General features: G+C 63.7%; 19 protein-coding genes. 12 read left to right on the forward strand and 7 right to left on the reverse strand.

Annotated elements, in window-relative coordinates:
• Window position 1 precedes the first annotated feature (1 nt).
• From LNV09_RS22585 to LNV09_RS22595, 3 genes are read left to right on the forward strand one after another with little or no spacing between them, the layout of a single operon-like run.
• On the forward strand, window positions 2–355 hold the full coding sequence (locus tag LNV09_RS22585) for a c-type cytochrome (protein WP_263559320.1): 354 nt from the start codon (window positions 2–4) through the stop codon (window positions 353–355).
• Window positions 352–1788 (forward strand): D-arabinono-1,4-lactone oxidase, encoded by a 1437-nt coding sequence (locus LNV09_RS22590; protein ID WP_263559321.1) that lies wholly within the window; start codon window positions 352–354, stop codon window positions 1786–1788. The genes LNV09_RS22585 and LNV09_RS22590 overlap by 4 nt, the downstream gene beginning before the upstream one ends.
• Window positions 1781–3079, forward strand: coding sequence for an alanine racemase (locus tag LNV09_RS22595; RefSeq protein ID WP_263559322.1), 1299 nt, complete (start codon window positions 1781–1783; stop codon window positions 3077–3079). The genes LNV09_RS22590 and LNV09_RS22595 overlap by 8 nt, the downstream gene beginning before the upstream one ends.
• Before the next feature lie 21 nt (window positions 3080–3100).
• Here LNV09_RS22595 and LNV09_RS22600 read toward each other — a convergent pair whose 3' ends face one another.
• The 3 genes from LNV09_RS22600 to LNV09_RS22610 all read right to left on the reverse strand — a co-directional run bounded on the left by LNV09_RS22600 (window position 3101) and on the right by LNV09_RS22610 (window position 4764).
• The gene (locus tag LNV09_RS22600; protein WP_263559323.1) at window positions 3101–3535 is read right to left on the reverse strand and encodes a universal stress protein; all 435 of its coding nucleotides are present in this window, start codon (window positions 3533–3535) and stop codon (window positions 3101–3103) included.
• 87 nt (window positions 3536–3622) lie between these two features.
• On the reverse strand, window positions 3623–4108 hold the full coding sequence (locus tag LNV09_RS22605; protein ID WP_263559324.1) for a 3'-5' exonuclease: 486 nt from the start codon (window positions 4106–4108) through the stop codon (window positions 3623–3625).
• Window positions 4109–4140: 32 nt separating this feature from the next.
• Entirely contained in the window at window positions 4141–4764 is a 624-nt protein-coding gene (locus LNV09_RS22610; protein WP_263559325.1) for an EcsC family protein, read from the reverse strand.
• A 509-nt stretch (window positions 4765–5273) separates the two neighbouring features.
• On the opposite strand from LNV09_RS22610, the gene LNV09_RS22615 reads away from it, so the two are divergent.
• Window positions 5274–5966 (forward strand): PEP-CTERM sorting domain-containing protein, encoded by a 693-nt coding sequence (locus tag LNV09_RS22615; RefSeq protein WP_263559326.1) that lies wholly within the window; start codon window positions 5274–5276, stop codon window positions 5964–5966.
• 114 nt (window positions 5967–6080) lie between these two features.
• Here LNV09_RS22615 and LNV09_RS22620 read toward each other — a convergent pair whose 3' ends face one another.
• The 3 genes from LNV09_RS22620 to LNV09_RS22630 form a co-directional block, all read right to left on the reverse strand.
• Window positions 6081–9077, reverse strand: coding sequence for an adenosylcobalamin-dependent ribonucleoside-diphosphate reductase (locus tag LNV09_RS22620; protein ID WP_263559327.1), 2997 nt, complete (start codon window positions 9075–9077; stop codon window positions 6081–6083).
• 256 nt (window positions 9078–9333) lie between these two features.
• Window positions 9334–10377 (reverse strand): 2-dehydropantoate 2-reductase, encoded by a 1044-nt coding sequence (locus tag LNV09_RS22625; protein WP_263559328.1) that lies wholly within the window; start codon window positions 10375–10377, stop codon window positions 9334–9336.
• A gap of 3 nt (window positions 10378–10380) precedes the next feature.
• Complete coding sequence (locus LNV09_RS22630) at window positions 10381–10926, reverse strand: Mpo1 family 2-hydroxy fatty acid dioxygenase (protein WP_263559329.1); 546 nt, start codon at window positions 10924–10926, stop codon at window positions 10381–10383.
• 203 nt (window positions 10927–11129) lie between these two features.
• On the opposite strand from LNV09_RS22630, the gene LNV09_RS22635 reads away from it, so the two are divergent.
• On the forward strand, window positions 11130–11789 hold the full coding sequence (locus tag LNV09_RS22635) for a YceI family protein (protein ID WP_263559330.1): 660 nt from the start codon (window positions 11130–11132) through the stop codon (window positions 11787–11789).
• On the opposite strand, the gene LNV09_RS22640 is transcribed toward LNV09_RS22635, so the two are convergent.
• Window positions 11743–12282, reverse strand: coding sequence for a GNAT family N-acetyltransferase (locus LNV09_RS22640; protein ID WP_263559331.1), 540 nt, complete (start codon window positions 12280–12282; stop codon window positions 11743–11745). The two genes, LNV09_RS22635 and LNV09_RS22640, sit on opposite strands and share 47 nt — an antisense overlap.
• 246 nt (window positions 12283–12528) lie before the next feature.
• Here LNV09_RS22640 and LNV09_RS22645 point away from each other — a divergent pair, with 246 nt between their 5' ends.
• Genes LNV09_RS22645 through LNV09_RS22675 form a run of 7 tightly spaced genes read left to right on the forward strand, consistent with a single transcriptional unit; the run spans window position 12529 to window position 21132 of the window.
• Window positions 12529–13812, forward strand: coding sequence for an efflux RND transporter periplasmic adaptor subunit (locus tag LNV09_RS22645; protein ID WP_263559332.1), 1284 nt, complete (start codon window positions 12529–12531; stop codon window positions 13810–13812).
• Window positions 13813–13852: 40 nt separating this feature from the next.
• On the forward strand, window positions 13853–14575 hold the full coding sequence (locus tag LNV09_RS22650; protein ID WP_263559333.1) for an ABC transporter ATP-binding protein: 723 nt from the start codon (window positions 13853–13855) through the stop codon (window positions 14573–14575).
• Window positions 14576–14580: 5 nt separating this feature from the next.
• On the forward strand, window positions 14581–15897 hold the full coding sequence (locus LNV09_RS22655; protein WP_263559334.1) for a TolC family outer membrane protein: 1317 nt from the start codon (window positions 14581–14583) through the stop codon (window positions 15895–15897).
• Entirely contained in the window at window positions 15894–17204 is a 1311-nt protein-coding gene (locus tag LNV09_RS22660) for an ABC transporter permease (protein WP_263559335.1), read from the forward strand. The genes LNV09_RS22655 and LNV09_RS22660 overlap by 4 nt, the downstream gene beginning before the upstream one ends.
• A 16-nt stretch (window positions 17205–17220) precedes the next feature.
• Entirely contained in the window at window positions 17221–18441 is a 1221-nt protein-coding gene (locus LNV09_RS22665; protein WP_263559336.1) for an ABC transporter permease, read from the forward strand.
• A gap of 19 nt (window positions 18442–18460) precedes the next feature.
• Complete coding sequence (locus tag LNV09_RS22670; protein WP_263559337.1) at window positions 18461–19810, forward strand: sigma-54-dependent transcriptional regulator; 1350 nt, start codon at window positions 18461–18463, stop codon at window positions 19808–19810.
• Entirely contained in the window at window positions 19810–21132 is a 1323-nt protein-coding gene (locus tag LNV09_RS22675; RefSeq protein WP_263559338.1) for a sensor histidine kinase, read from the forward strand. The genes LNV09_RS22670 and LNV09_RS22675 overlap by 1 nt, the downstream gene beginning before the upstream one ends.
• Window positions 21133–21170 lie beyond the last annotated feature (38 nt).

Raw genomic sequence — 21170 nt, forward strand, 5'->3', positions numbered from 1 at the left:
CATGTCTATCCGGTTTTTTCTCTGCGCCGGCATCGCCCTGCTGGCGGCCTGCGGCCCAGCCAAGCAGGAGCAGGCCTTGGCCGCCCGCCGGGCCGAGCAGCTGCGCCCGGCCGATGCGCGCTTGGCGGCCCTCTACGAGCGCAGCTGCCTGAACTGCCACGCCCGCGCCGACAGCGGCGCGCCGCTGACCGGCCAGCCCGAAGCTTGGGGCCTACGCAGCGCACGCGGCCTGCCGGCGCTGGTGCAAAGCGCCAAGCAAGGCCTGGGCGCCATGCCCGCGATGGGCTTGTGCGCAGACTGCAGCGATGTCGATCTGCGCGACCTGATCACCTTTATGCAAAGCCCCTCCCCATGACAGCAAGACGCGATTGGTTGAAACACACGGCGGCGCTTGGCGCCGGCATCGCCATCGGCGGCCCAGCGCTGGCGCAGGGTCAAGCCTTGCCTGCTGCTCCGCTGAAGCCCCAGCCCCAGCCCCAGCTGCCAGCACCCCGAGCCTGGCAAAACTGGTCCGGCATCCAGCGCTGCCAACCCAAGGCCTGGCTGCTGCCGACCGACGAGGCCGCGCTGCAGCAGGCGCTGCGCGATCACAAAAGCGGCCCGCTGCGCTGCGTCGGTGCCGGCCATTCCTTCAGCCCGCTGGTGCCGACCGAGGGCACGCTGGTGTCGCTGGATCAGCTCTCCGGCATCGTCGCCATCGACCCCGGCAATTCGGCGCAGGGCCCGAGCGTGCGCGTGCGCGCCGGCACGCGCATCGGCATGCTGGCGCGCGCGCTCAACGCCCAAGGCCTGGCCCTGTTCAACCAGCCCGATATCGATGTGCAGACCCTCGCCGGCGCACTCGCCACCGGCACCCATGGCACCGGCCAGACCTTGCCGGCCCTGCACGCCGAGGTGCTGGCGCTGCGCCTGGTCAGCAGCGAGGGCGAGCTGCTGGAGCTGAGCGCGCAGCAAAACCCTGATTTGTTCGACGCGGCGCGGGTCTCGCTGGGCACGCTGGGCGTGATCAGCGAGTACACGCTGAAGGTGCGGCCGCGCTATCAGCTGCGCCGGCGTGTCTGGCTGGAGCGCACCGAGGCCTTGTTGGAGCAAGCGCCCGAGCTGGCCGCCAAGCACCGCCACTTCGAACTCTATGTGCTGCCCTTCACCGGCTATAGCGCGGCCATCACGCATACCGAGGTGGCGGGCGGCGCGGGCGACATCTCGCACCCGGCCTCGGCCGACGAAGATGTCTTGCGCGACCTGCAGCGCCTGCGCGATTGGCTGGGCCGCTGGCCCGAATTGCGCCGCTGGACCGCCGCCAAACTGATCGCGCAGACGCCGGCCGAGTCGGCGCAGGACTGGTCCTGGAAGCTGCTCAGCAGCAGCCGCCCGACGCGCTTCAACGAGAGCGAATACCACCTGCCGCGCGCGGCCGGCATTGCCTGCCTGAAAGACATCATCAAAACCTTGGAGCAGCGCAACGAGGTGTTCTTCCCGATCGAATTCCGCTTTGTGCGCGCCGATACCGCCTGGCTGAGCCCCTTCTACATGCGCGACAGCTGCTCGGTCGCCTGCCACGCCTTGCAAGGCGAAGCGCATGACTATTTGCTCAAGGACTTGGGGCCTGTTTACCGTCGACACGGCGGCCGGCCTCACTGGGGCAAGCTGCACGATCTGGGTCGCGCGGAGTTGCAGACGCTCTACCCCAAACTGGCCGACTTCGAGGCTCAGCGCCGCCAACTCGACCCGCAAGGGCGCCTGCTCAACCCCCATGTGAAGGCGATGCTGGGGCTCAAAAATGGCTGATAACCGCCCAGTTCTGACACGCCGGCGTTTGCTGGCGGGCGGCGCGCTCGCCCTTCCCGCTGCTGCCTGGCTGGCCCGGCCGGCCGAGCAAGGCGGGCCGCATAACGCCTATTTCGAGGGCCTCAGTGCAGCGCTGCGCGAGGCCGGTCTGGCGCAAGCCTGCCTGGTGCTGGATCTGCCGCGGCTGCGCGCCAATCTGGCGGCGATTGCGCAGCACCAGACCCAAACCGGCATGGCGCTGCGCGCGGTGCTCAAGAGCCTGCCCAGCCTGGCAGTGATGAAGGAAGTGGCGCTGGCCTGGCGCAGCGACAAGGTGATGGCCTTCAACGCGGCGCAAACCGCGCAACTGCTGTTGGCACGCCCGCAGTCCGAGGTCTTGCTGGGCAAGCCGCTGCCGGCCGCCGCTGCCCATCATTTGCTGCAGACGCTGCCGCCGGCCCTGATAGCCAAGATCGAATGGCTGATCGACACGCCCGAACGCCTCGCCCAATATCAGTTGCTCGCGCAAGCGCTGCCGGCCGGTCAGGCCTTGCGGATGAATCTGGAGATCGATGTCGGCCTGCACCGTGGCGGCTTCGAGGAGCGGGCGCAAATCGGCAACGCGCTGCGCGCCATCCAGGGCTCGGGCGGCCGTTTGCAGTGGAGCGGCCTGATGGGCTATGACGCTCATGTGGCGGCGCTGCCCGAGGCCCTGGGGCTGCGCCGCAGCGCCTGGGACGGTTCGCAGCGCCGCTACCAGGCGGCCTGGGCAACCGCGCACAGCGTGATGGCTGAGCAGGCCGCCAAGCAACTCAGCTTGAATACCGCCGGTTCACCGACCTTTCGCCTGCATGACGGACGAGGCGTCGCCAACGAGGTTTCGGTCGGCTCGGCCGCCGTCCTGCCGCTGGACTTTGAAAAGCCGCTGTTGGCCGATCTATTGCCGGCCCTATTCATCGCCACGCCGGTGCTCAAGTCCTGGCCGCAATTCCGCCTGCCCGAGGGTGTCACTTGGCTGAGCCAGTTGGCACAGACCTGGGACCCCAACCAGGCACAGGGCTTGGCCGTGCATGGCGGCCATTGGCTGGCGCAACCAGTTTCACCGCCCGGCGTGCTGCCCAGCGGCCTGTTCGGGCATTCCTCCAACCAGCAGGTGATGGTGGCCTCGCGGCGGGTGCGTCTCAGGCCCGACGACCATGTCTTTCTGCGCCCCTTGCAGAGTGAGGCGCTGATGCTGCAGTTTGGCGATCTGGCCGTGTTCGACGGCCAGCACATCAGTGAGCGCTGGCCGGTGCTACCCGCCAGCGCTTGAAACAACAGCGAGCGCCCGACTTCACTTCACCACCAAGACCGGCAGCTTGGCGAGCGTCAACACCTTCTGTGCGACGCTGCCCAGGATCACGGCATCAAGGCCGCGACGACCATGCGAGCCCATCACGATCAGTTCACAGCCGCTGGACAAGGCATGCTCGGTGATCGCCTGCGCAGGCCCGTGCTCGCGCAGCACATGGCCACTGAAGGCCACGCCTGCGGCTTTGGCCGCTGCTTCGGCAGCAGCAAGGCCTAGCTTGGCCGCTGCCTCGGACGCTTCCATATACAGCGCCATCGCCTCACTGCCGCCGTCGGGAAAGTACATAAAAGGCAGTGGGTCAATGACGCTGACGATCTCCAGGCTGGCGCCATAGCGTCCGGCCAAATCCACCGCGACAAGGGCCGCTCTTTGGGCTGTTTCGGACCCATCGGTGGGCAAAAGAATTTTTTTGAACATGGTGAACTCCGGACTGATCAATCAACAATGATCCAACAGCGCGGCACCGCCTGACTTGCTTCAAATCAAGGCAAAGGCCGGCGCGAACTAATCCTGCTTGACCCGCTGCAGGGTCAGCTGCAAGACCATCGCGTCGCTGCTGGCGCGGTGGCGGCGCAATTGCTGCTCGGCACGCACCTGATCCAAGACCTGTCCCCAGCGCAAAGCCTCGGCCTCGCTGAGCAGACTGCGCAAATCGGCCAGGCGAAAACTCGGCGCCAGATCACAGACATCGAACAAGCGGCACAACCAAGGGTAGTCATGGCCCCAGGCATCGCAGTAAACGGTCTGGCCGGCCAAGCGCCGATTGATTTGCTCGGCCACCCACAGCGGCGGCTTGCCATGGCGCAGCAGGATCTCACGCGTGATGCCGTGCAAGGTCTCGGCCGAAGCGTCCCAGTGCAGCCAATCGGGTTCGGGCCGAATCAAGCAACAAAACACCGTACCCTTCGGTTCCACAAACCCGATCTCGATCGGATAACTGCCCCGGCCAAAACCAGAGGCTTCCACATCAAGAATGGTGGGCGGCGTCATGGGCCCCAGTGTAGGGGCCAGCCACTGGGGCTTTAGTCAGGGTTGTCGATGATGAGTTCGCGTTCAAACAACTCGATTGCTGCCTTGGCGACCTGCTGGGTGTCGTAATAGGCATAGGCGCTGACGGCCGCCGCGCCGACCACCGGCACCCAGCGCGACACGCCTTTTTGCAGCACCCGCTGGCTCAGCTTGGCGCCGACCGCACCGACCACACGCTGCAGCAGCGCGCTGCTGGCCGGCCGGATCAAGACCCGCTGGCCAACCCGCACCGCCAAGTCACGCACCGCCTGCGCCGCCGTGTGGCGAAACAAGCAGTAAATCATCTGCGCCTGGCCGAGCTGCGCCGAGCGGCCATAGAGTGCCGCGATGTCGGCCACCAATTGCGACTGGATATGCCAGACCGCCGCCATCTCCGGCAAGATCGTCAACCAGCCCAGCGGCCCGGGTGGCAGAGCGAATGCGCCGGCAGCCATCGCGGCCTTGGACGCCGCATCACTGGCTGCTTTTTTTGCAGCCTGCGCAGCCAAGGACGGGCTGGCACTGGGCAGAGCCTTGGACTCCGGCGCGGTGCCTATCAGTTTGAGCAAGGCGGTCGACAGCTTGGCCTGCATTTGCTCTTTCGCGGGGTCTAGGGGCAGGTATTCCTTTTGCGTCATGGTGTGACTCTACATGGCGCGGCGGGGCGGCGGGACCTCTTCTTTTTTTTGACATAGCCCCGCGTAGGCCAATCCGCTTTCACTTCCACGATGCCGACTTTTGTGAAGCCCTTGAGGAGCTTCTTAGACTGGAGGAAGGGGATGAAGGGGATGAAAAGGATAGAGAAAAAGCAAGGCTGGCATTTCGCCTCGGTCCCTGCCCTCGGTCAAAGGAGACTCAGCCACTGCAAGCGCCTGGGTGACTTCCAAGCAAGGGCTGGTAAAAACTGAAATGCCTAGGGGTCCAGACTCAAGACCTGACCCCGACTTCAGCTGAGGGTCAGGTCTTGCCTATAGATTTAAAGACAGGGCCGCGAGCGTGTGGTTTCACACGAGTGTCCGAGAAACCCCGGTTTTTCCCCCGTGGTCACGGGGTGTGTGGGCACGATCCCGCCAAACACAATGGCGACACGCACCGCAAACACAATACGTCGCAGCGGTTCTCAGCCACCCCAACGAAAAAGTAGTCCATGAAGTCACTCAAGATTGTTGCCATCGCCGCCGCTTCACTATTGGCAAATTCGGCCTTCGCTGCCGCCGTCGTGACCGACACCACCCAGTTCGATTTGGGTTTCACGGTTTCCAACACCGATCTGCTCCAGACCAGCTTGGCCAGTTCAGTTTTCACCGGTGAGTTCAGCCATGAGGGCTCCACTGGCGCTGCGGCCTTGAACAACGGTATCTACGGTGCTCAGGGCAATCAAGGCAGCTTTGGCAATGGCACCGAGGCCGCAACCGCAAGTTCAGGAAGCGTCGCCACTTTCACCTTCAGTGGCGCTGGCGGCTACAACATCACTTCCGTCGACAGCTACGCCGGTTGGGATGACTACCGCGGCGGCCAGAGCTATGACCTGTCCTACGCAACGGCTGCCGATCCAAGCAACTTCATCTATCTCGCAAGCGTCTACAACGATGCCCAGGCAGGTGGCAATACCAATACCCATGCCAACATCCTCGGCAGCAGCGGCTACCTTGCCAGCAATGTGCAAAGCCTGCGCTTCGAGTTCAAAGGCGATTTGACCTATGGCTACGCAGGCTACCGTGAAATCGACGTGCAAGGCGTCGCAGCCGCTGTGCCCGAGCCACAAAGCTATGCCTTGATGTTGGCCGGCCTGGGTGCCATCGGCTTCGTCGCCCGCCGTCGCAAGCTGGCTCAACAATAAGCCAGCTTCGAAACTAGTTCAGCCCAAAAGCCGGCCTGAATGGCCGGCTTTTTGCATTTCGGATGAGTCGGCTCTTTGCAGCTCAATAGGGCATCGCAAAGTGAACGCACAAGCTCATCCGCATTGCCCCACATACCCACAAGCGGTGCAAAAATCACAACCGTCCTTGTGAATCATCGTGCTATTGCCGCATTCCGGGCAAGGCTTGCCGGCCATCGCCTGCACCTTCTCGCCCACATGAGCCTTGGCAATCGGCGCCTGCAACAGCCCCATCTCGACCAAGGGCAGGCCCTGCTCGTCCAGCACACCTAACATCGCATAGCGATGGATGATCAAGCGCGCCACATAGGCCACCGTCGAGGGCCAGATCTGCTGGCGGCGCTCGCCGGTCAACGTCGGCACCGGCGCCATGAAGTGCCCCAAGGGCTCGCCCACGTTCAGCAGCTTACGCAGCTTCATGCCTATCCAGGCCGGATCCATCACCCGCATGTCCAGGCTCAGCAGTCGTGCCATGCCGTCCAGCGCCTTCGGGTAATTGCCCGAGAAGCCCATGGCGCACGGCCGAGTGACGAAGCCACCTTCCGGTGTCGGCAAGCTGACCTCTTTCAGCGTCAGCGTGAATTGCTCGTTGGTAGCCGGGTTGTCCACGTCGACCGCCCAGGCCAGCGTACCCATGGTGCTGGTGCGCGGCTCTTCGCGGCTGAACATCGCGTCGATCACCGGCGTGGCGCCGCCGTCTTGCAGCGCACCGAGTTGCTCGCAGCGCCAGCGGATCACGGCAGCCGTCGCCGCCACCACACCGGGGAAGAGGCGCGATTCGCCGCTTGGCGGGATCGGCATCTCAAACGCCCGCTCCTCGGCCACCGTCGCAAGCGCGTCCAGCTTCAGGCGCAGCCAGGCCGCGTCATTGGTGCGCAGGTCCATCGACAAGGTCTTGGCTACCGCCGCCAAACCGCGTGGCTGCTCGGCGCCATTGACCCAGACCTCGAAGGGCAGGTTCTTGCCGAACAGGCCGGCGTCCGGCCCCTCGGCCGGCAGCTCGCCGACGAAGAGCGCAAAGTCGCCATGCGGGTGCCGGATCATGTAGCTCCAGGCCGGGTTGCCGCCAGGCAACTCGGGCCGGCTCGGCCAGCGCAACGAGGCCAACACCGCATTCGGCAGGCGCGATACCAACATGCGCTGGTTGCTGCCATCGGCCAAGACCGGTTTCAGCGCCTCGGGCTCCTTGACGGCGGTCGGCTCGACGCTCAAGACCGAGCCCAGAATGCTGTTAGGCCGATAAGTGGCTAGGCCCTTCAGACCCGCCTTCCAGGCATCGGTGTACAGATCCTGGAAGTCGGCATAGGGGTAATCAGCCGGCACATTGACGGTTTTGGAGATCGAGGTATCCACAAAGGGCGCGACGGCCGCGACCATGGCCGCATGGTCGGCCGCGCTCAGCTCCAGCGCGGTCACAAATGCGTCGGTCAGCGGCGCGTCCTTGCCGAACATATGGCGATACAGGCGCCAGGCGTGATCCTCGACGGCATATTCCTTGAAGCTACCGTCGGCCATACGCTTCTTGCGCGTATAGCTCCAGCTGAAGGCTGGCTCGATGCCGTTGGAGGCGTTGTCGGCAAAGGCCAGGCTGATGGTGCCGGTCGGCGCGATCGACAGCAGGTGCGAGTTGCGCAGGCCTTGCGTGCGGATCTTGTCCTTCAAGCCATTCGGCAGCCGCGACGCGAAGTTGCCGCCGGACAGATACAGATCGGCATTGAAGAGCGGGAAGGCGCCTCGTTCGATCGCCAGATCGGCCGAGGCCTCATAGGCGGCATCGCGCATCACCTCACTCAAACGGCGCGCCACATCGCGGGCAGCTTCGGTGTCGTAGCGCTGATTCAGCATCACCAAGGTGTCACCCAGGCCGGTGAAGCCCAGGCCCACGCGGCGCTTGTTGCGCGCTTCTTGCTGCTGCGCCGGCAGCGGCCAGGGCGTCACGTCCAAGACGTTGTCGAGCATGCGGGTGGCAACGCGGCAGACCTCGGCATAGCCTTCTTCATCGAAGCTGGCATTCGGGCCAAACGGGTCGCGCACAAAGCAGGTCAGGTTGACCGAACCCAGGCAGCAGCAGCCATAAGGCGGCAGCGGCTGCTCGGCGCAGGGGTTGGTCGCCGCGATCGACTCGCAGTAGTGCAGATTGTTGTCGACATTGATGCGGTCCAGGAACAGCACGCCCGGCTCCGCATGGTCATAGGTGCTGCGCATCACCTCATCCCACAGCGCGCGCGCCTTGAGCTTGCGATAGACCCATTGGCCATCAGCGCGCTGGTAGGCGCCGGCCTCAACCTGCTTCTGGCCCGGCTCGGCCTTGTGAGTCAGCTCGATTTCGCCGTCAGCTTCAACCGCTTGCATGAACTGATCGGTGACGCCGACCGAGATATTGAAATTCTTCAGGTCGCCCTTGTCCTTGGCGCGAATGAATTCTTCGACGTCGGGGTGGTCGCAGCGCAAGACGCCCATCTGCGCGCCCCGGCGGCTGCCGGCGCTCTCGACCGTCTCGCAGCTGCGGTCGAACACGCGCATATAGCTGACCGGGCCGGAGGCGCTGCTTTGCGTGGAGCCGACCCAGGCGCCGTGCGGGCGGATGCGCGAGAAATCGTAGCCCACGCCGCCGCCACGGCGCATGGTCTCGGCCGCCTCGGTCAAGGCCGTGTAGATGCCGGGGTGGCCGTCTTCGCTGGAAGCAATCGAGTCACCGACCGGCTGCACAAAGCAGTTGATCAAAGTGGCGGAAAGTTCGGTGCCGGCGGCCGAATTGATGCGCCCGGCCGGCACAAAGCCGCGCCGCTGCGCATCCAAAAAACGCGCTTCCCACTCGGCCCGCGCTTCGGGCGCCTCGGCTTGTGCCAGGGCGCGCGCGACGCGCTGGCGCAGTTCGTCCAGCGTGCGCTCGTCGCCCTTGGCGTACTTCTCCAACAAGACCTCGGCACTGATGTCTTGGGCCGGCAAGGCGGAGGCAGGCGCTACTGCGACTCGGAATGCCGGCGTGTTGCCGAAGATATCGGCTTGAGCCTCATGGCTGTTGTGAGCGGCATTGGGGGTGGCGATGTGGGTGGGGTTGGGCGAGCTCATGCAGGTCTCCGAGACGGCGGGATCAAATTGTGTGCGCAATACTGCGGTCATCTTAGCGAGCGAGGCTTGACGCTAGACAGGGCTTGGCCTTCTTTATTCCTTGATGACCCTCGATCAAGCCGCCAGGACGGGCGCAAAAATCATCAATTGTGAGCGGTCACTCTGAGGCGGGCGCTTGCGGAAAATAGGCCCAGCTTGCTGAGCTGACCCGCACCAGGCTTGAAAAACTCACCGATGCAAGCGCTGCCAAGTCATTTCAAGCCAGCCCTAGTGCAGCCGACAACTCGGCCGCTGTGTAAAAGGCTTGGCGCCCTGGCACCCAAGCCTGCACCAAGGCCTGCATCCGCGCGTTCAAGGGCGCTTGGCGGCCCATTCCTGCCGCCAAGCGAACGACCTCGCCGCACAGCGCGTCCACCTCCGTCGGCCGCCCCAGGCTGAGGTCATCGGCCATGCTGGAGCGCGCCTTGGCGTCGATTCTGAGCATGCGCGCTGCCAGCAGACGAAACACCGGCGTCGGCAAGCGCAGCATGGTGATCAGCCGGCGCGGCGGCAGCGGCGTCATCGCGGCGACCTCGATGCCAGCTGCGTCCAAGACATCCAAGGCCTCGCTCTGCAAAGCCGCAAAACAACGCCGATAGCCGCGCTGCAGCAATTGCTCGCGCAGCGGCCGGCCGGACATCGCATTGACCGGGTTGTTCAGATTGATGAGCAGCTTGCCCCATTGCACCGCACGCAAATCCGCATGCAGGCGCAGCACCAAACCCTGGCGTTTGAACGCGGCCTGCAGGCCCGCCAAGGCGGGCTCACTGGCCTGACCTTGCATCGCCAAGGCCCCAAGTGTGCCGCGGTGGAAATGGCCGGGGGCTACTTCGGCCACATTGAACGGCGTCATGCCGGCGCGCCAATCAAGCGCCGGCGCAGCGCTGTTCGCCCGCTCGGCATTGCCGACACCGTTTTGCATGGAAACAACCAAGCTGCCGGCCGGCAGCGCTTGTTGCAACTGCACGGCGGCCTCGGTCGTAGCTGCGCTCTTCACGCACAGCAGGGTCACCGCGGCTTGCAGCCCGGCAGGCACGCTTTCATGCAGACTCAAGCCGGCGGCGGGCAAATGATGATGGCCACCGTCCAAATCGCTCACGGTCAGCCCGCAAGCCCGCAGATCAGCCAAAACACGCGGTCTGCCCACAAAGTGGACCTGCAAACCGGCTGCGGCCAACACCGCGCCCAAATAGCAACCGACCGAGCCGGCGCCCAGAATCAAGACAGAAATCGGCTCATGCTCTGGCGCGCTGACAGCCATCGCTCAAGCGAGTGGATGGGCCAAATCGCGCAAATGGGTGGGCCCAACACGGCGCTCAATTTCGCCCAGCATGTCTTGCCCCCAACCCAGCGCAAACATGGCCTCACCGACGACAAACATCGGCCCCACCAGCAGGCCGACCAGATCATCCACAAAGGCGGGCTTTTTGCCTTCGTAATAGTGCCCCAGAAACTGGATCACCCAGCCGACGACAAAAGCCCCGACTCCCCAGGCCAGCCAATTGCCCAGGCTGCCTGCTGCGAGTGGTTCCGCCAGAGACATCAGCAAAGCATTGACGGCGCTAACGGCCAATCCCAAGACCAGATTGCCGCGCGTCAAATACCAAGCCGTGCTGGCGCCCCAGAGCAGCCAGGCGGCCGTTAGTTGAACGCCGCCAAGGCTGAGTTCGGCGCGCGCCAGCAAGACGCCGATCGCAAAAACGATCAGCGGAATGCCGACGAAATGAGTCGCGATATTGCGGCGGTCGCGGTGATAGCTGGCGTATTGCGCCATCAAATCGAGTGCGGGGCGAAAAGGACTGGCAGCCATGCTTGTCTCCTAATTCAAAGATCATGGGTCATATCAGCCATACTAAAGCAGCATGGCGCGGTGAGGCTGTCAAAATCGATACAGATTCTGCGGCAGTTTGGCCGATAAAAATGAACCTGACCCCATTTTTGAGATTATTCCCTCTTTCATTTGGGGTGTTGCTGCTCTGCGCTTGCGCGGCTCAGGCTCCTCCGGCTCCGCAATTGACAGCCTGGGCGCCTGATTTTGCCGACTTGCGCCAGCTCAGCCAGGGCCAAGCGCTGTGGCCCGTAGATGCGGGGACCTCGACCCTCAGCGTCCATGTGTTTCGCGGTGGCCGAGCGGCGCAGCTGGGTCACAACCATGTGTTGAACGCGCCCAAGCTGGCAGGTTTGCTCAGATTGAATGCGAGCGAGTGCTGCCAAGATTTGGATCTCAAGACGGCCGCTTTCGAACTGGCCTTGCGCTTGGATGAGTTGGAACTGGATGCGGCCGCTTCCCGCGCGACTTTAGGCGTCGGCTGGGCCAGCGCAATATCGCCCGAGATGATCGCCGCCACTCGCCGCAATATGCTGGGCGAAGCAGGTCTGCAGGCCAGCAGCTATCCGCTGCTGAGAGTGCGCTCGCTGCGCATCAGCGGCGCCTACCCAAAACTTGCTGCGCTGGTAGAGATTGAATTGCATGGCCACAGACAGCGCCAATGGTTGGCCTTGAACCTCTCAAACAAGCCTGGCGGCGGCGTGCAAGCGCGGGGGACCATGGTGATCAGCCAAAGCGAATTTGGCTTGACGCCGTTTTCGGTCGCCGGCGGCTTGCTGGCGGTGCAAGACGAGTTGCTTATCGAATTTGATCTGCTGGCAAGACCTTCAACTCGCCCGGACTGACAAAACACTGCACCAGCCCCTGCCACCACCCCTCGGTCAACACATGCTCGGTGAAATTACCGCCTGAATATTCGGTGATCACGCGGCGCCAAAAGGCTTGCGCCGCCACATTGCCCTTCATCTGCCCGACCTCCCAGGGCCCCGGCAATGCCTGAAACACTCCGCGCGCCAGCTCGGCACCCAGGCCGGCGCGTCGGTACTTCTTCAGCACAAAGAACTGCGCCATCCAATGCGATGAGTGATCGGGTGCGCCGAGCTTGCCTTGCGGATTGACCAGCGCAAAGCCTGCATACCGATCATTCACCAAGGCGATAAACGGATGCCAAAGCGGATCACGCCAATATTGATCCAGCTCGTAGCCATACTCGCCATGGCGGTCCAGATCTTGATCCCAGAGATCCGACAAATCGTGCTGGTACAGCTCCAACATTCGGTACAGCGGCAAGCGGTCTTCAGGCAGTGCCCGGCGTATCTGCAATTCGGTCAAATTCATGGCGTCCCTTGGCTTTACGAAACCATTGTCCGCTCGCTTTATCCCTTGGTTCTATCCCTTGGTTTTGTCCGCTGGTGTTGTCCGCCGGTCTTGTCCGTCGGTCTTGTCCGCACACTGTCCGCGGACAGTTTCCTCGCTGGCGCGCTCACCCTAAGCTCTTGATTTTCATAGGATTCAACTTGGGGCAAGTGCTGGCATGCCGCTTGCATTGAATAGAGTAACAAAGCCACCCGACGCAAGCACCCCATGATTCGTGACACCTCTGCGCAGGACCAAATCCTGACACCCCGCAAGACCCGCGGCCGCCGCTTCGCCTTGGCCGGCCTGGCCCTGGCGACCGTCGCCTTGCTCGCCTACACCGGCCCAAAGCTGCTGAGTCAATTCGGCGGCGGCGCCTCGGTCGCCCTGGCAAGGCTGTCCCTGGCCACGGTCGAGCTGGGGCCGCTGACGCGCGACATCGCCGCTGAGGGCCGCGTGGTCGCCGCCAACAGCCCGACGCTGTTTGCCGGCAACCCCGGCACCGTCAATTTGAGCGTGCAGGCCGGCGATCAGGTCAAGCGGGGTCAGGTCTTGCTGAAAATTGCCAGCCCGGAGTTGACGGCGCGCTTGGGCCAGGAACGTGCCAATGCCGACGCGCTGCAAAGCGAATGGCTGCGCGCCCAGGCCGACTCACGCCAGCAGCGCGCGCAGGCGCAGAGCCAAATGGAAACGGCCCAGATCAGCTTCAAAACCGCGCAAAACGAGCTGGCGCGCCAGACCCAAGCCTTCCAGGCCGGCGCGACTGCGGCGGCGCAGGTCGACCAGGCGCGCGACACTTTGGCCAAGGCACAAGTCGCGCTCAAGCAAGCGCAGGAGTTGCTGGGCCTCAAAGATGACGCGCTCAAGTTCGAGTTGCAGGCCAAGCGCCAGGCTTTCGAGCGTCAAGCGCTGATGGTCAAGGACGTGGAGCGTCAGCTGGATGAGTTGAATCTGCGCTCACCAGTCGACGGCCAGGTCGGCCAACTCTTTGTCACCGACCGCGCCAGCGTCGCCAAAGACGCCAAGCTGCTGTCGGTGGTCGATCTGTCCGCCCTGGAAGTGCAAATCCAGGTGGCCGAGAGCCTGGCGCGCGAGCTGCAGCCACGCATGGCGGGAGAAATCAGCGGTGGTTCGGATCAAAAGTGGAAAGGTCTGCTCAGCTCCGTTTCACCCGAGGTCGTCAATGGCGAAGTAGCGGCCCGCCTACGCTTTGACGGCCCGCAGCCCGAACAGCTGCGCCAGAACCAACGCCTGTCGGTACGCATGCTGCTGGACCACAAGGACAAGGTCTTGACCCTGTCGCGCGGCAGCTTTGTCGAAGAAGGCGGTGGCCACTTCGCCTATGTCTTGCAAGGCGCAAATGCCGACTACGCCGAAAAACGTGCGATCAAGCTTGGCGTGCAAAGCCTCGCCAAGGTCGAGGTGCTGGAAGGCCTGAAGGCCGGTGAGCAAGTCGTGATCTCGGGCGCGGACAACTTCAAGGACGCACAGCGCGTCAGCATCAGTCGCTGAAAAAGCCAACTCTTATTTCAAATACCCAGGAGCCCACACCATGTTGATAATGAAATCCCTCGCCAAGGTCTACCGCACCGAGATGGTCGAAACCTATGCGCTGCGCGACTTCAATCTGGAAGTCAAGCAAGGCGAGTTCGTCGCCGTGACCGGCCCGTCCGGCTCGGGCAAGACCACCTTTTTGACCATCGCCGGCCTGCTCGAAGCCTTCAGCAGCGGCAGTTACGAGTTGGACGGCGTTGACGTCAGCCGCATGAACGACGACGCACGCTCCAAGATTCGCAACCAGAAGATCGGCTTTGTGTTCCAGGCCTTCAACCTGATTGGCGACCTGAACGTACTCGACAATATCGAAGTGCCCTTGCGCTACCGCGGCATGGGCGCGGCCGAGCGCACGCGCCGGGCCAAGGATGCGCTGGCACGGGTCGGCCTGTCGGCCCGCGCCAAGCATTACCCGGCCGAGTTGTCGGGTGGCCAGCAGCAGCGCGTGGCGATTGCGCGCGCGCTGGCCGGCGAGCCCAAACTCTTGCTGGCCGACGAGCCGACCGGCAATCTTGACAGCCAGATGGCGCGCAGCGTGATGGAGCTGCTGGAAGAGTTGCACCGCGAAGGCGCGACCATCGTGATGGTCACCCATGACCCGCAACTGGCCGCCCGCGCCCAGCGCAATGTGCATGTGATCGACGGCCAAGTAGTGGACATTGCCGCCGAGTTGCGCATGGACCCAGCGCTGTTCAAGGCCGAGTCGGCACAGCTGGGCTGAGGGCGATGAAGCTGCAACGCCTACTCCTGTTGACGGCGTTGGCATGGCCTGTGTTGGCCAGCGCCGATGACCTGCTGAGCATTTACGCACAAGCCCGCGCCGCCGACCCCGTGCTGGCCAAAGCGCAGGCACAACGCGGCAACCAGGAAGAAGCCGCCGCGCAGGCACGCGCTGTTCTGCTGCCGCAATGGACGCTCAGTGCTGAAAAAAACCAAGTCAATCCCGGCTCGGCCAATAGCAACTTGATGGCCAGCCACATCAGCCAAAGCCTGCTGGATCTCAGTCAATGGCGCAGTCTGGCCGCCGAGACCACCTTGCTCTCGGCCCAAGACGCACGCCTGCGCGCCGCGCAGCAAGAGCTTTGCGCCCGCGTCGCTAACGCCTATTTCGCTGTACTGATCGCTCAGGCCGGCCTGGGCACCAGCCGCGCCAACGAGGCCGCCTTTGCCGAGCAGGTCAAGCAGGCGCAGAGCCGCTTTGAGGCCGGCTTGTCGGCGCAGGTCGATGTCGATCAGGCGCGCACATTTCACCAGTTAGTGCGCGGCAATGTGATCCAGGCCGAGCAGGTTTTGGCCGATGCCAAGCAGGCCTTGGCAGAGATCACCGGCGTCCAGCCAGGCCCCTTGAGCCCGCTGGCCCAAGACTTGCCGGCCTTGCCACCGCAACCGCAGGACGCGCAGGCCTGGGTCGAGCGCGCCTTGAGCAGCAACCCGCAATTGAAGGCCATCGGCTTGGACCTGAGCGCCAGCGAACGCCGTATCGAGGCTGCCCGCGCCGGTCATTTGCCGACGCTGAGCTTGGGGCTGGACAGCGAGCGTCGCAGCGGCAATGCCGTGCCCGATGCCGTGAGCGGTCGCCAAATCAACACCGTGGGCCTGAAGCTGAACATCCCGCTGTTTGCCGGTGGCGCCACCCAGTCGCAAGTGCGCCAAGCCGGCTTCCGGCGCGACGCGGCGCAGAGCGATCAAGAGAGTACGCGGCGTGCGCTGATCCGCGAGACCCAGGCGCAATATCAGGCGGTGATGGCGACGCTGGCTCAAATGGAGAGCAGCCGCTTGGCAGTGGCCGCCGCCAATCAAGCGCTGGCGTCCACCAAGGCCGGCCAGAGCTTGGGTCTGCGCAATATGACCGACCTCTTGCTGGCCATTCAAGCACAGGCCTCAGCGCAAAACGCGCATGAACAAGCTCGCCACAGCTTTGTCTTGGCCAAGTTGCTGCTCAGCGCAGCGGCAGGCGCACTCGATGCCTCCGAATTGGCTGCAGTCAACCAATGGCTGCAGGCACCCGGCATCGACACCGATATTGAAAGGAAATCATCATGATGATGCTCAACTACTACTTTGAGCTGGCGCTGCGCAGCTTCAAGTCCTCGCGCGGGCTGACCGCGCTGATGCTCTTGACCATCGCCATGGGCGTGGCCGCTTGCATGACCACGCTGACGGTGTTCCATGTGCTCTCGGGTGACCCGATCCCGGGCAAGAGCGGCCGGCTGTTCAATATTCAATTGGATGCCAATCCACTGCGGGGCTACAAGCCCGGTGACGAGCCGAATCTTCAACTGACCCGCTTCGACGCCGAGGCCCTGCTGCGCGAGGCGCGCGCCGACAAGCAGGTGATGATGTCCGGAGGCAATATGGCGATCACCCCGCCGCAAACCGGGCAGCAGCCCTTTATCGCCAGATCACGCAATACCTCGGCCGATTTCTTCACCATGTTTGAGGTGCCCTTCCTCTACGGCCAGGGCTGGACGGCGGCCGATGATGGGGCCGAGGCGCGCGTGGCGGTGATTTCCAAGGCCTTGAACGAGCGCCTGTTCGGCGGAGCCGATAGCCGCGGCAAAACGCTGCGGGTGCGCGACAAAGACGTCACCATCGTCGGCGTGATGAACGAATGGCGCGTTGTGCCGCGCTACTACGACCTGACCAATGGCCCCTTCTCCAAAATCGACGAAATCTACTTCCCCTTCAGCACGGCGATGGCGCTCAGGTTCGGCATCTCCGGCAATTTCTCTTGCTGGGCCAGTCCTGCCGGTGGCAATGCCCGCGCCCTCAACGCGCCTTGTTCCTGGATTCAATATTGGGTCCAAGTCGATAGCCCGGAGAAGGCCAAGAACTACCTCGCCTATCTGAACCAATACTCGGACCAGCAACGCGCCAGTGGCCGCTTCGAGCGCCCCAACAATGTGCGCATGCGGGACGTCATGGCCTGGCTCAAACAGAGCCAAGTCGTGCCCGATGACCTCGGCCTGCAGCTTTGGCTGGCCTTCGGCTTCCTGGCTGTGTGTTTGACCAATACCGTGGGCCTGCAACTGGCCAAAGCGCTACGCCGCTCGGGCGAGATCGGTGTGCGCCGCGCCTTGGGCGCGCCGCGCCGGCAAATTTTTGCGCAATTCCTGGTCGAGGCCGGCAGTCTCGGGCTGCTGGGCGGCCTCTTAGGCCTGGGTCTGACATGGCTGGGCGTACTGGCCGTACGCAATGGCGCCAGCGAATACGCCGCCCAGATACAGATGGACGTCTTGATGCTGGCCACCACGCTGGGCCTGGCCCTGTCCGCCAGCCTGGTCGCCGGCATCCTGCCCGCCTGGCGTGCTGCCCAAGTGACGCCGGCCCTGCAATTGAAGTCTCAATAAGGACGGAATTACAAACATGGACATCCTGCCCATCCTCGCCACGCTCAAGCGCCACAAAACAGCGTCATTCTTGATCGTGCTGCAGATCGCCTTGACCTGTGCCATCGTCTGCAATGCCTTGTTTCTGATCATGCAGCGGGTCGAAAAAATCAATGAACCGTCGGGTCTGGCCGACCAGGAAATCGTCGCACTGCGGGTGGGCGGCATTGGCCCCATACAGAACGAGGACGCGCTGACCCGCGCTGATCTGCTGGCGCTGCGGGCTGTCCCCGGCGTCAAGGAAGCCACCCTGCTGAACCAGTTCCCCTTTGGCGACAATATGCAGATGAGCACCATGCGTCTGCAGCCGAAATCGGATGGCAGCGGGGTAGACGCATCGCTGTACGCGGCCAGCGAAGGCTGGTTGAAAGCGACAGGACTGCGCCTGGTCGCCGGGCGTGATTTTGAAGCCGGCGAGTACCAGAACCAATCCGATTTCGACAAGTCCGAAAACGCCAGCATTCCTGCCGTCATCCTCAACCGGGCGATGGCCAAACGCATGTTCCCCAAGGGCGATGCGGTCGGCCAAGTGATCTATGGCCTTGGCGAAGAGCCGATCCGTGTGGTCGGCTTGATCGACACCTTGGTGTCGGCACAACCGGGCGGCAAAGATGAGGCGCTGAGCTACAACATGGTGCTGCCGGTGCGCTCGAGTTTTCGAAGCGGCACCTACCTGCTGCGCACCGAGCCTGGCAAGCGCGATGAGGTGCTGAAGGCAGCGGCCCTGGCGCTGGACAAGAGCGGTCCCAACCGGATCAAGTCGGAGAGCAAACGCCTGGAAGATTACCGAGAGCGCTACTACCGCCAAGACCGCAGCATGATCAATTTGCTGGCGGCAGTCTGCTTGGCCCTGCTGGTGGTGACCGCCTTCGGCATCGTCGGCCTGGCCAGCTTCTGGGTCCAGCAGCGCACTCGCATGATTGGCACGCGACGGGCCTTGGGCGCCACCCAGGGTCAGATCTTGCGCTACTTCCAAACCGAGAATTTCATCCTCTCGACGGTGGGCATTGCGCTAGGCATGTTCGCGGCCTACGGCATCAGTCTGCTGCTGATGAAGAGCTATGAGCTGCCACCGCTGCCTCTTTACTTCTTGCCCGTCGGCGCCTTGCTGCTGTGGGCTTTGGGCCAACTGGCCGTCTGGGCGCCGGCGCGCCGGGCGGCCGCACTGCCGCCGGTCGCGGCACTCCGAGGCGCTTGATTGCTATGCTCGCGCCCTGATGAAAAACGTTCTGATCATTGACGACAACCCCGGCGTCGGCGAGGCGCTGTCGCTGCTGCTGTCGCTGCACGATATAGCGCCGCTGTATGTGGCCAGCCCGGACGAGGGATTGGCCATGCTGGCCGCCCGCCCGGTGGATCTGGTGATACAGGACATGAATTTCACGGCCGACACCACCTCGGGCGCCGAAGGCGTGGCGCTGTTTCGCGCCATTCGCGCCAACTATCCCGATCTGCCGGTGATTCTGTTGACCGCCTGGACGCGCTTGGAGGCGGCGGTCGAATTGGTCAAGGCCGGCGCGGCCGACTATCTGGCCAAACCCTGGGACGACGCCAAGCTGGTCATCACGATAGGCAATCTGCTGGAGTTGTCAGAAGCCTCGGGCGAGTTGCGGCGCAGCCATCAAGAGCGCCGCAGCCGCCGCCAGGCCCTGCAGCAGCGCTTCGACTTGGACGGTCTGGTCTTCGCCTCCGAGGCGATGCTGTCGACCTTGGAGCTGGCGGCGCAAGTCGCACGCACCGAATTGCCGGTCTTGGTCAGCGGGCCGAACGGCTGCGGCAAGGAGCGCGTTGCGGCGCTGGTGCACGCCAACTCTGCGCAGCGCAAGGGCCCTTTCATCGCTTTGAACTGCGGCGCCTTGCCGGCCGATTTGATCGAGGCCGAGCTGTTCGGCGCGGACAGTGGCGCCTTCACCGGCGCGCACAAGGCACGTGAAGGTCGCTTCGAGGCGGCTCACGGCGGCACGCTGTTTCTGGACGAAATCGGCACCCTGCCGCTGGCCGGCCAGGTGAAACTCTTGCGGGTCTTGGAGACCGGCCGTTTCGAGCGTCTGGGCTCCAGCCGCACGCGCGAATCAAAAGTCAGGGTGATCAGCGCCACCAATGCCGACTTGAAGGCCATGGTGGCGGCGGGCACATTCCGCGAAGACCTCTACTACCGACTCAATGTGTTCGAGCTGCGCCTGCCGGCGCTGGCGAACCGGCGCGACGACATCTTGCCGCTGGCCGAGTTTTTCCTCGGCCAGGCCAGTGGCGCGCGCATCTCTGATGCGGCCCGCAGCGCCTTGCTGGCCCACGCTTGGCCAGGCAATGTGCGGGAGCTGAAGAACGTGATGGCCCGCGCCGGTTTGCTGGCTGCTGAGGGCTTGATTCAGCCCGGCCATCTGGGCTTGGCAACACCCGCCGCACCGACTTTAGGCGCGCGCAATCTGGACGAACCCAGCCGCGAAGTGGTGCTGGGCGCGTTGGCTGCAGCCGGCGGCGTGGTCAGCCGGGCCGCACAGGACTTGGGCCTTTCGCGCCAAGCGCTATACCGGCGCATCGAGCGCTACGGTCTGGACGCCGGCTGATGCGTGGACCTGGGCTGCATACACGGCTGAGCTTGGCGCTGCTGGCAGCAGCACTATTGGGCGGGCTGGTCCATGCTGCTCTTGCTGCTTGGCCATCCATCTGGAGCCGCTCAGCCTTGTTGGGCGGCGCGGCCCTGTTGCTGATCTGGCTGAGCAGCCAGATGCTGGCACCACTCAAACGACTGTTACGGGCGCTGGAAGGCTCGGTGCTGAGCTATCGGGACGGTGATTTCAGCATGTCGCTGGCGGCGCCCTCACGCGGCCAACCGTCCGAGCTGGCCGACTTGCTGCGCTTGCACAGCGACTTGGGCCTGGCCTTGCGAGAGCAACGCCAGCAACTCGCGCAGCGTGAATTGCTGCTCGACACCGTGGTGCAAAACACGCCGGTGGCGATGCTCTTGTGTGACCCGCTGGGCGGTATCAGCTATGCCAATATCGCCGCCCGCCAGTTGCTGGCGCAGGGCCGCAGCATCGCCGGCATCGCGCTGAGTGAACTCTTGGCCAACACGCCGCAGGCCTTGGCGCTGGCGCTGCAAAGCCAACAGGATCAATTGGTCAGCGTGCAGGAGATGGATCAAGAGGAGCAGTTTCACATCTCTCAGCGCAGCCTCTTGCTGCACGGTCAACCACATCGCTTGCTGCTGATCCGCCGCATGACGCGCGAGTTGTCGCGTCAAGAAGTGGCCAGCTGGAAGCGCGTGATTCGGGTGATGAGCCATGAGCTGAACAACTCATTGGCACCGATTTCATCGCTGGCGCATAGCGGCGCGGAGCTGGCGCGGCGCGGCCAGATCGAGCGGCTGGAGGCTGTCTTCAAAAGCATTGGCGGGCGCGCCGCCCACCTGCATCAGTTCTTGTCCGGCTATGCCCGCTTCGCCAAACTGCCGCTGCCGCAGCCGGCCACCGTCTTGTGGCCGGAATTCCTGGCCGGCTTGAGCGCGCACTGCAAGTTTGATCTGCAAGGGGTTTGGCCGGATCAGGCGGGCTATTTTGACGCCGGCCAGATTGAGCAAGCGCTGCTCAATCTGATCAAGAACGCCCATGAGGCGGGCGGACCGGCTGACGCGGTCTGTTTGAGCTTGAAACAGGACGCGCAATGGCTGGCATTGACCGTGGCCGACCGCGGCCCCGGCATGAGCGAAACGGTGCTGGCGCAGGCCTTGTTGCCGTTTTACTCGACCAAACGCCAGACCGATGGCGGCGGCACCGGCCTCGGTCTGGCGCTGGCGCGCGAAATCGCCGAAGCGCATGGCGGGCGCATCACGCTGGCCAATCGGGCCGGCGGTGGCTTGGCGGTCAGCCTGTTGTTGCCATGTCGCTGATTTGCTGATTTGCTGATTTGCTGATTCGCTGATTCGCT

The sequence above is a fragment of the Paucibacter sp. B2R-40 genome (assembly GCF_025717555.1).
In the GTDB taxonomy this organism is placed as follows: domain Bacteria; phylum Pseudomonadota; class Gammaproteobacteria; order Burkholderiales; family Burkholderiaceae_C; genus Paucibacter_A.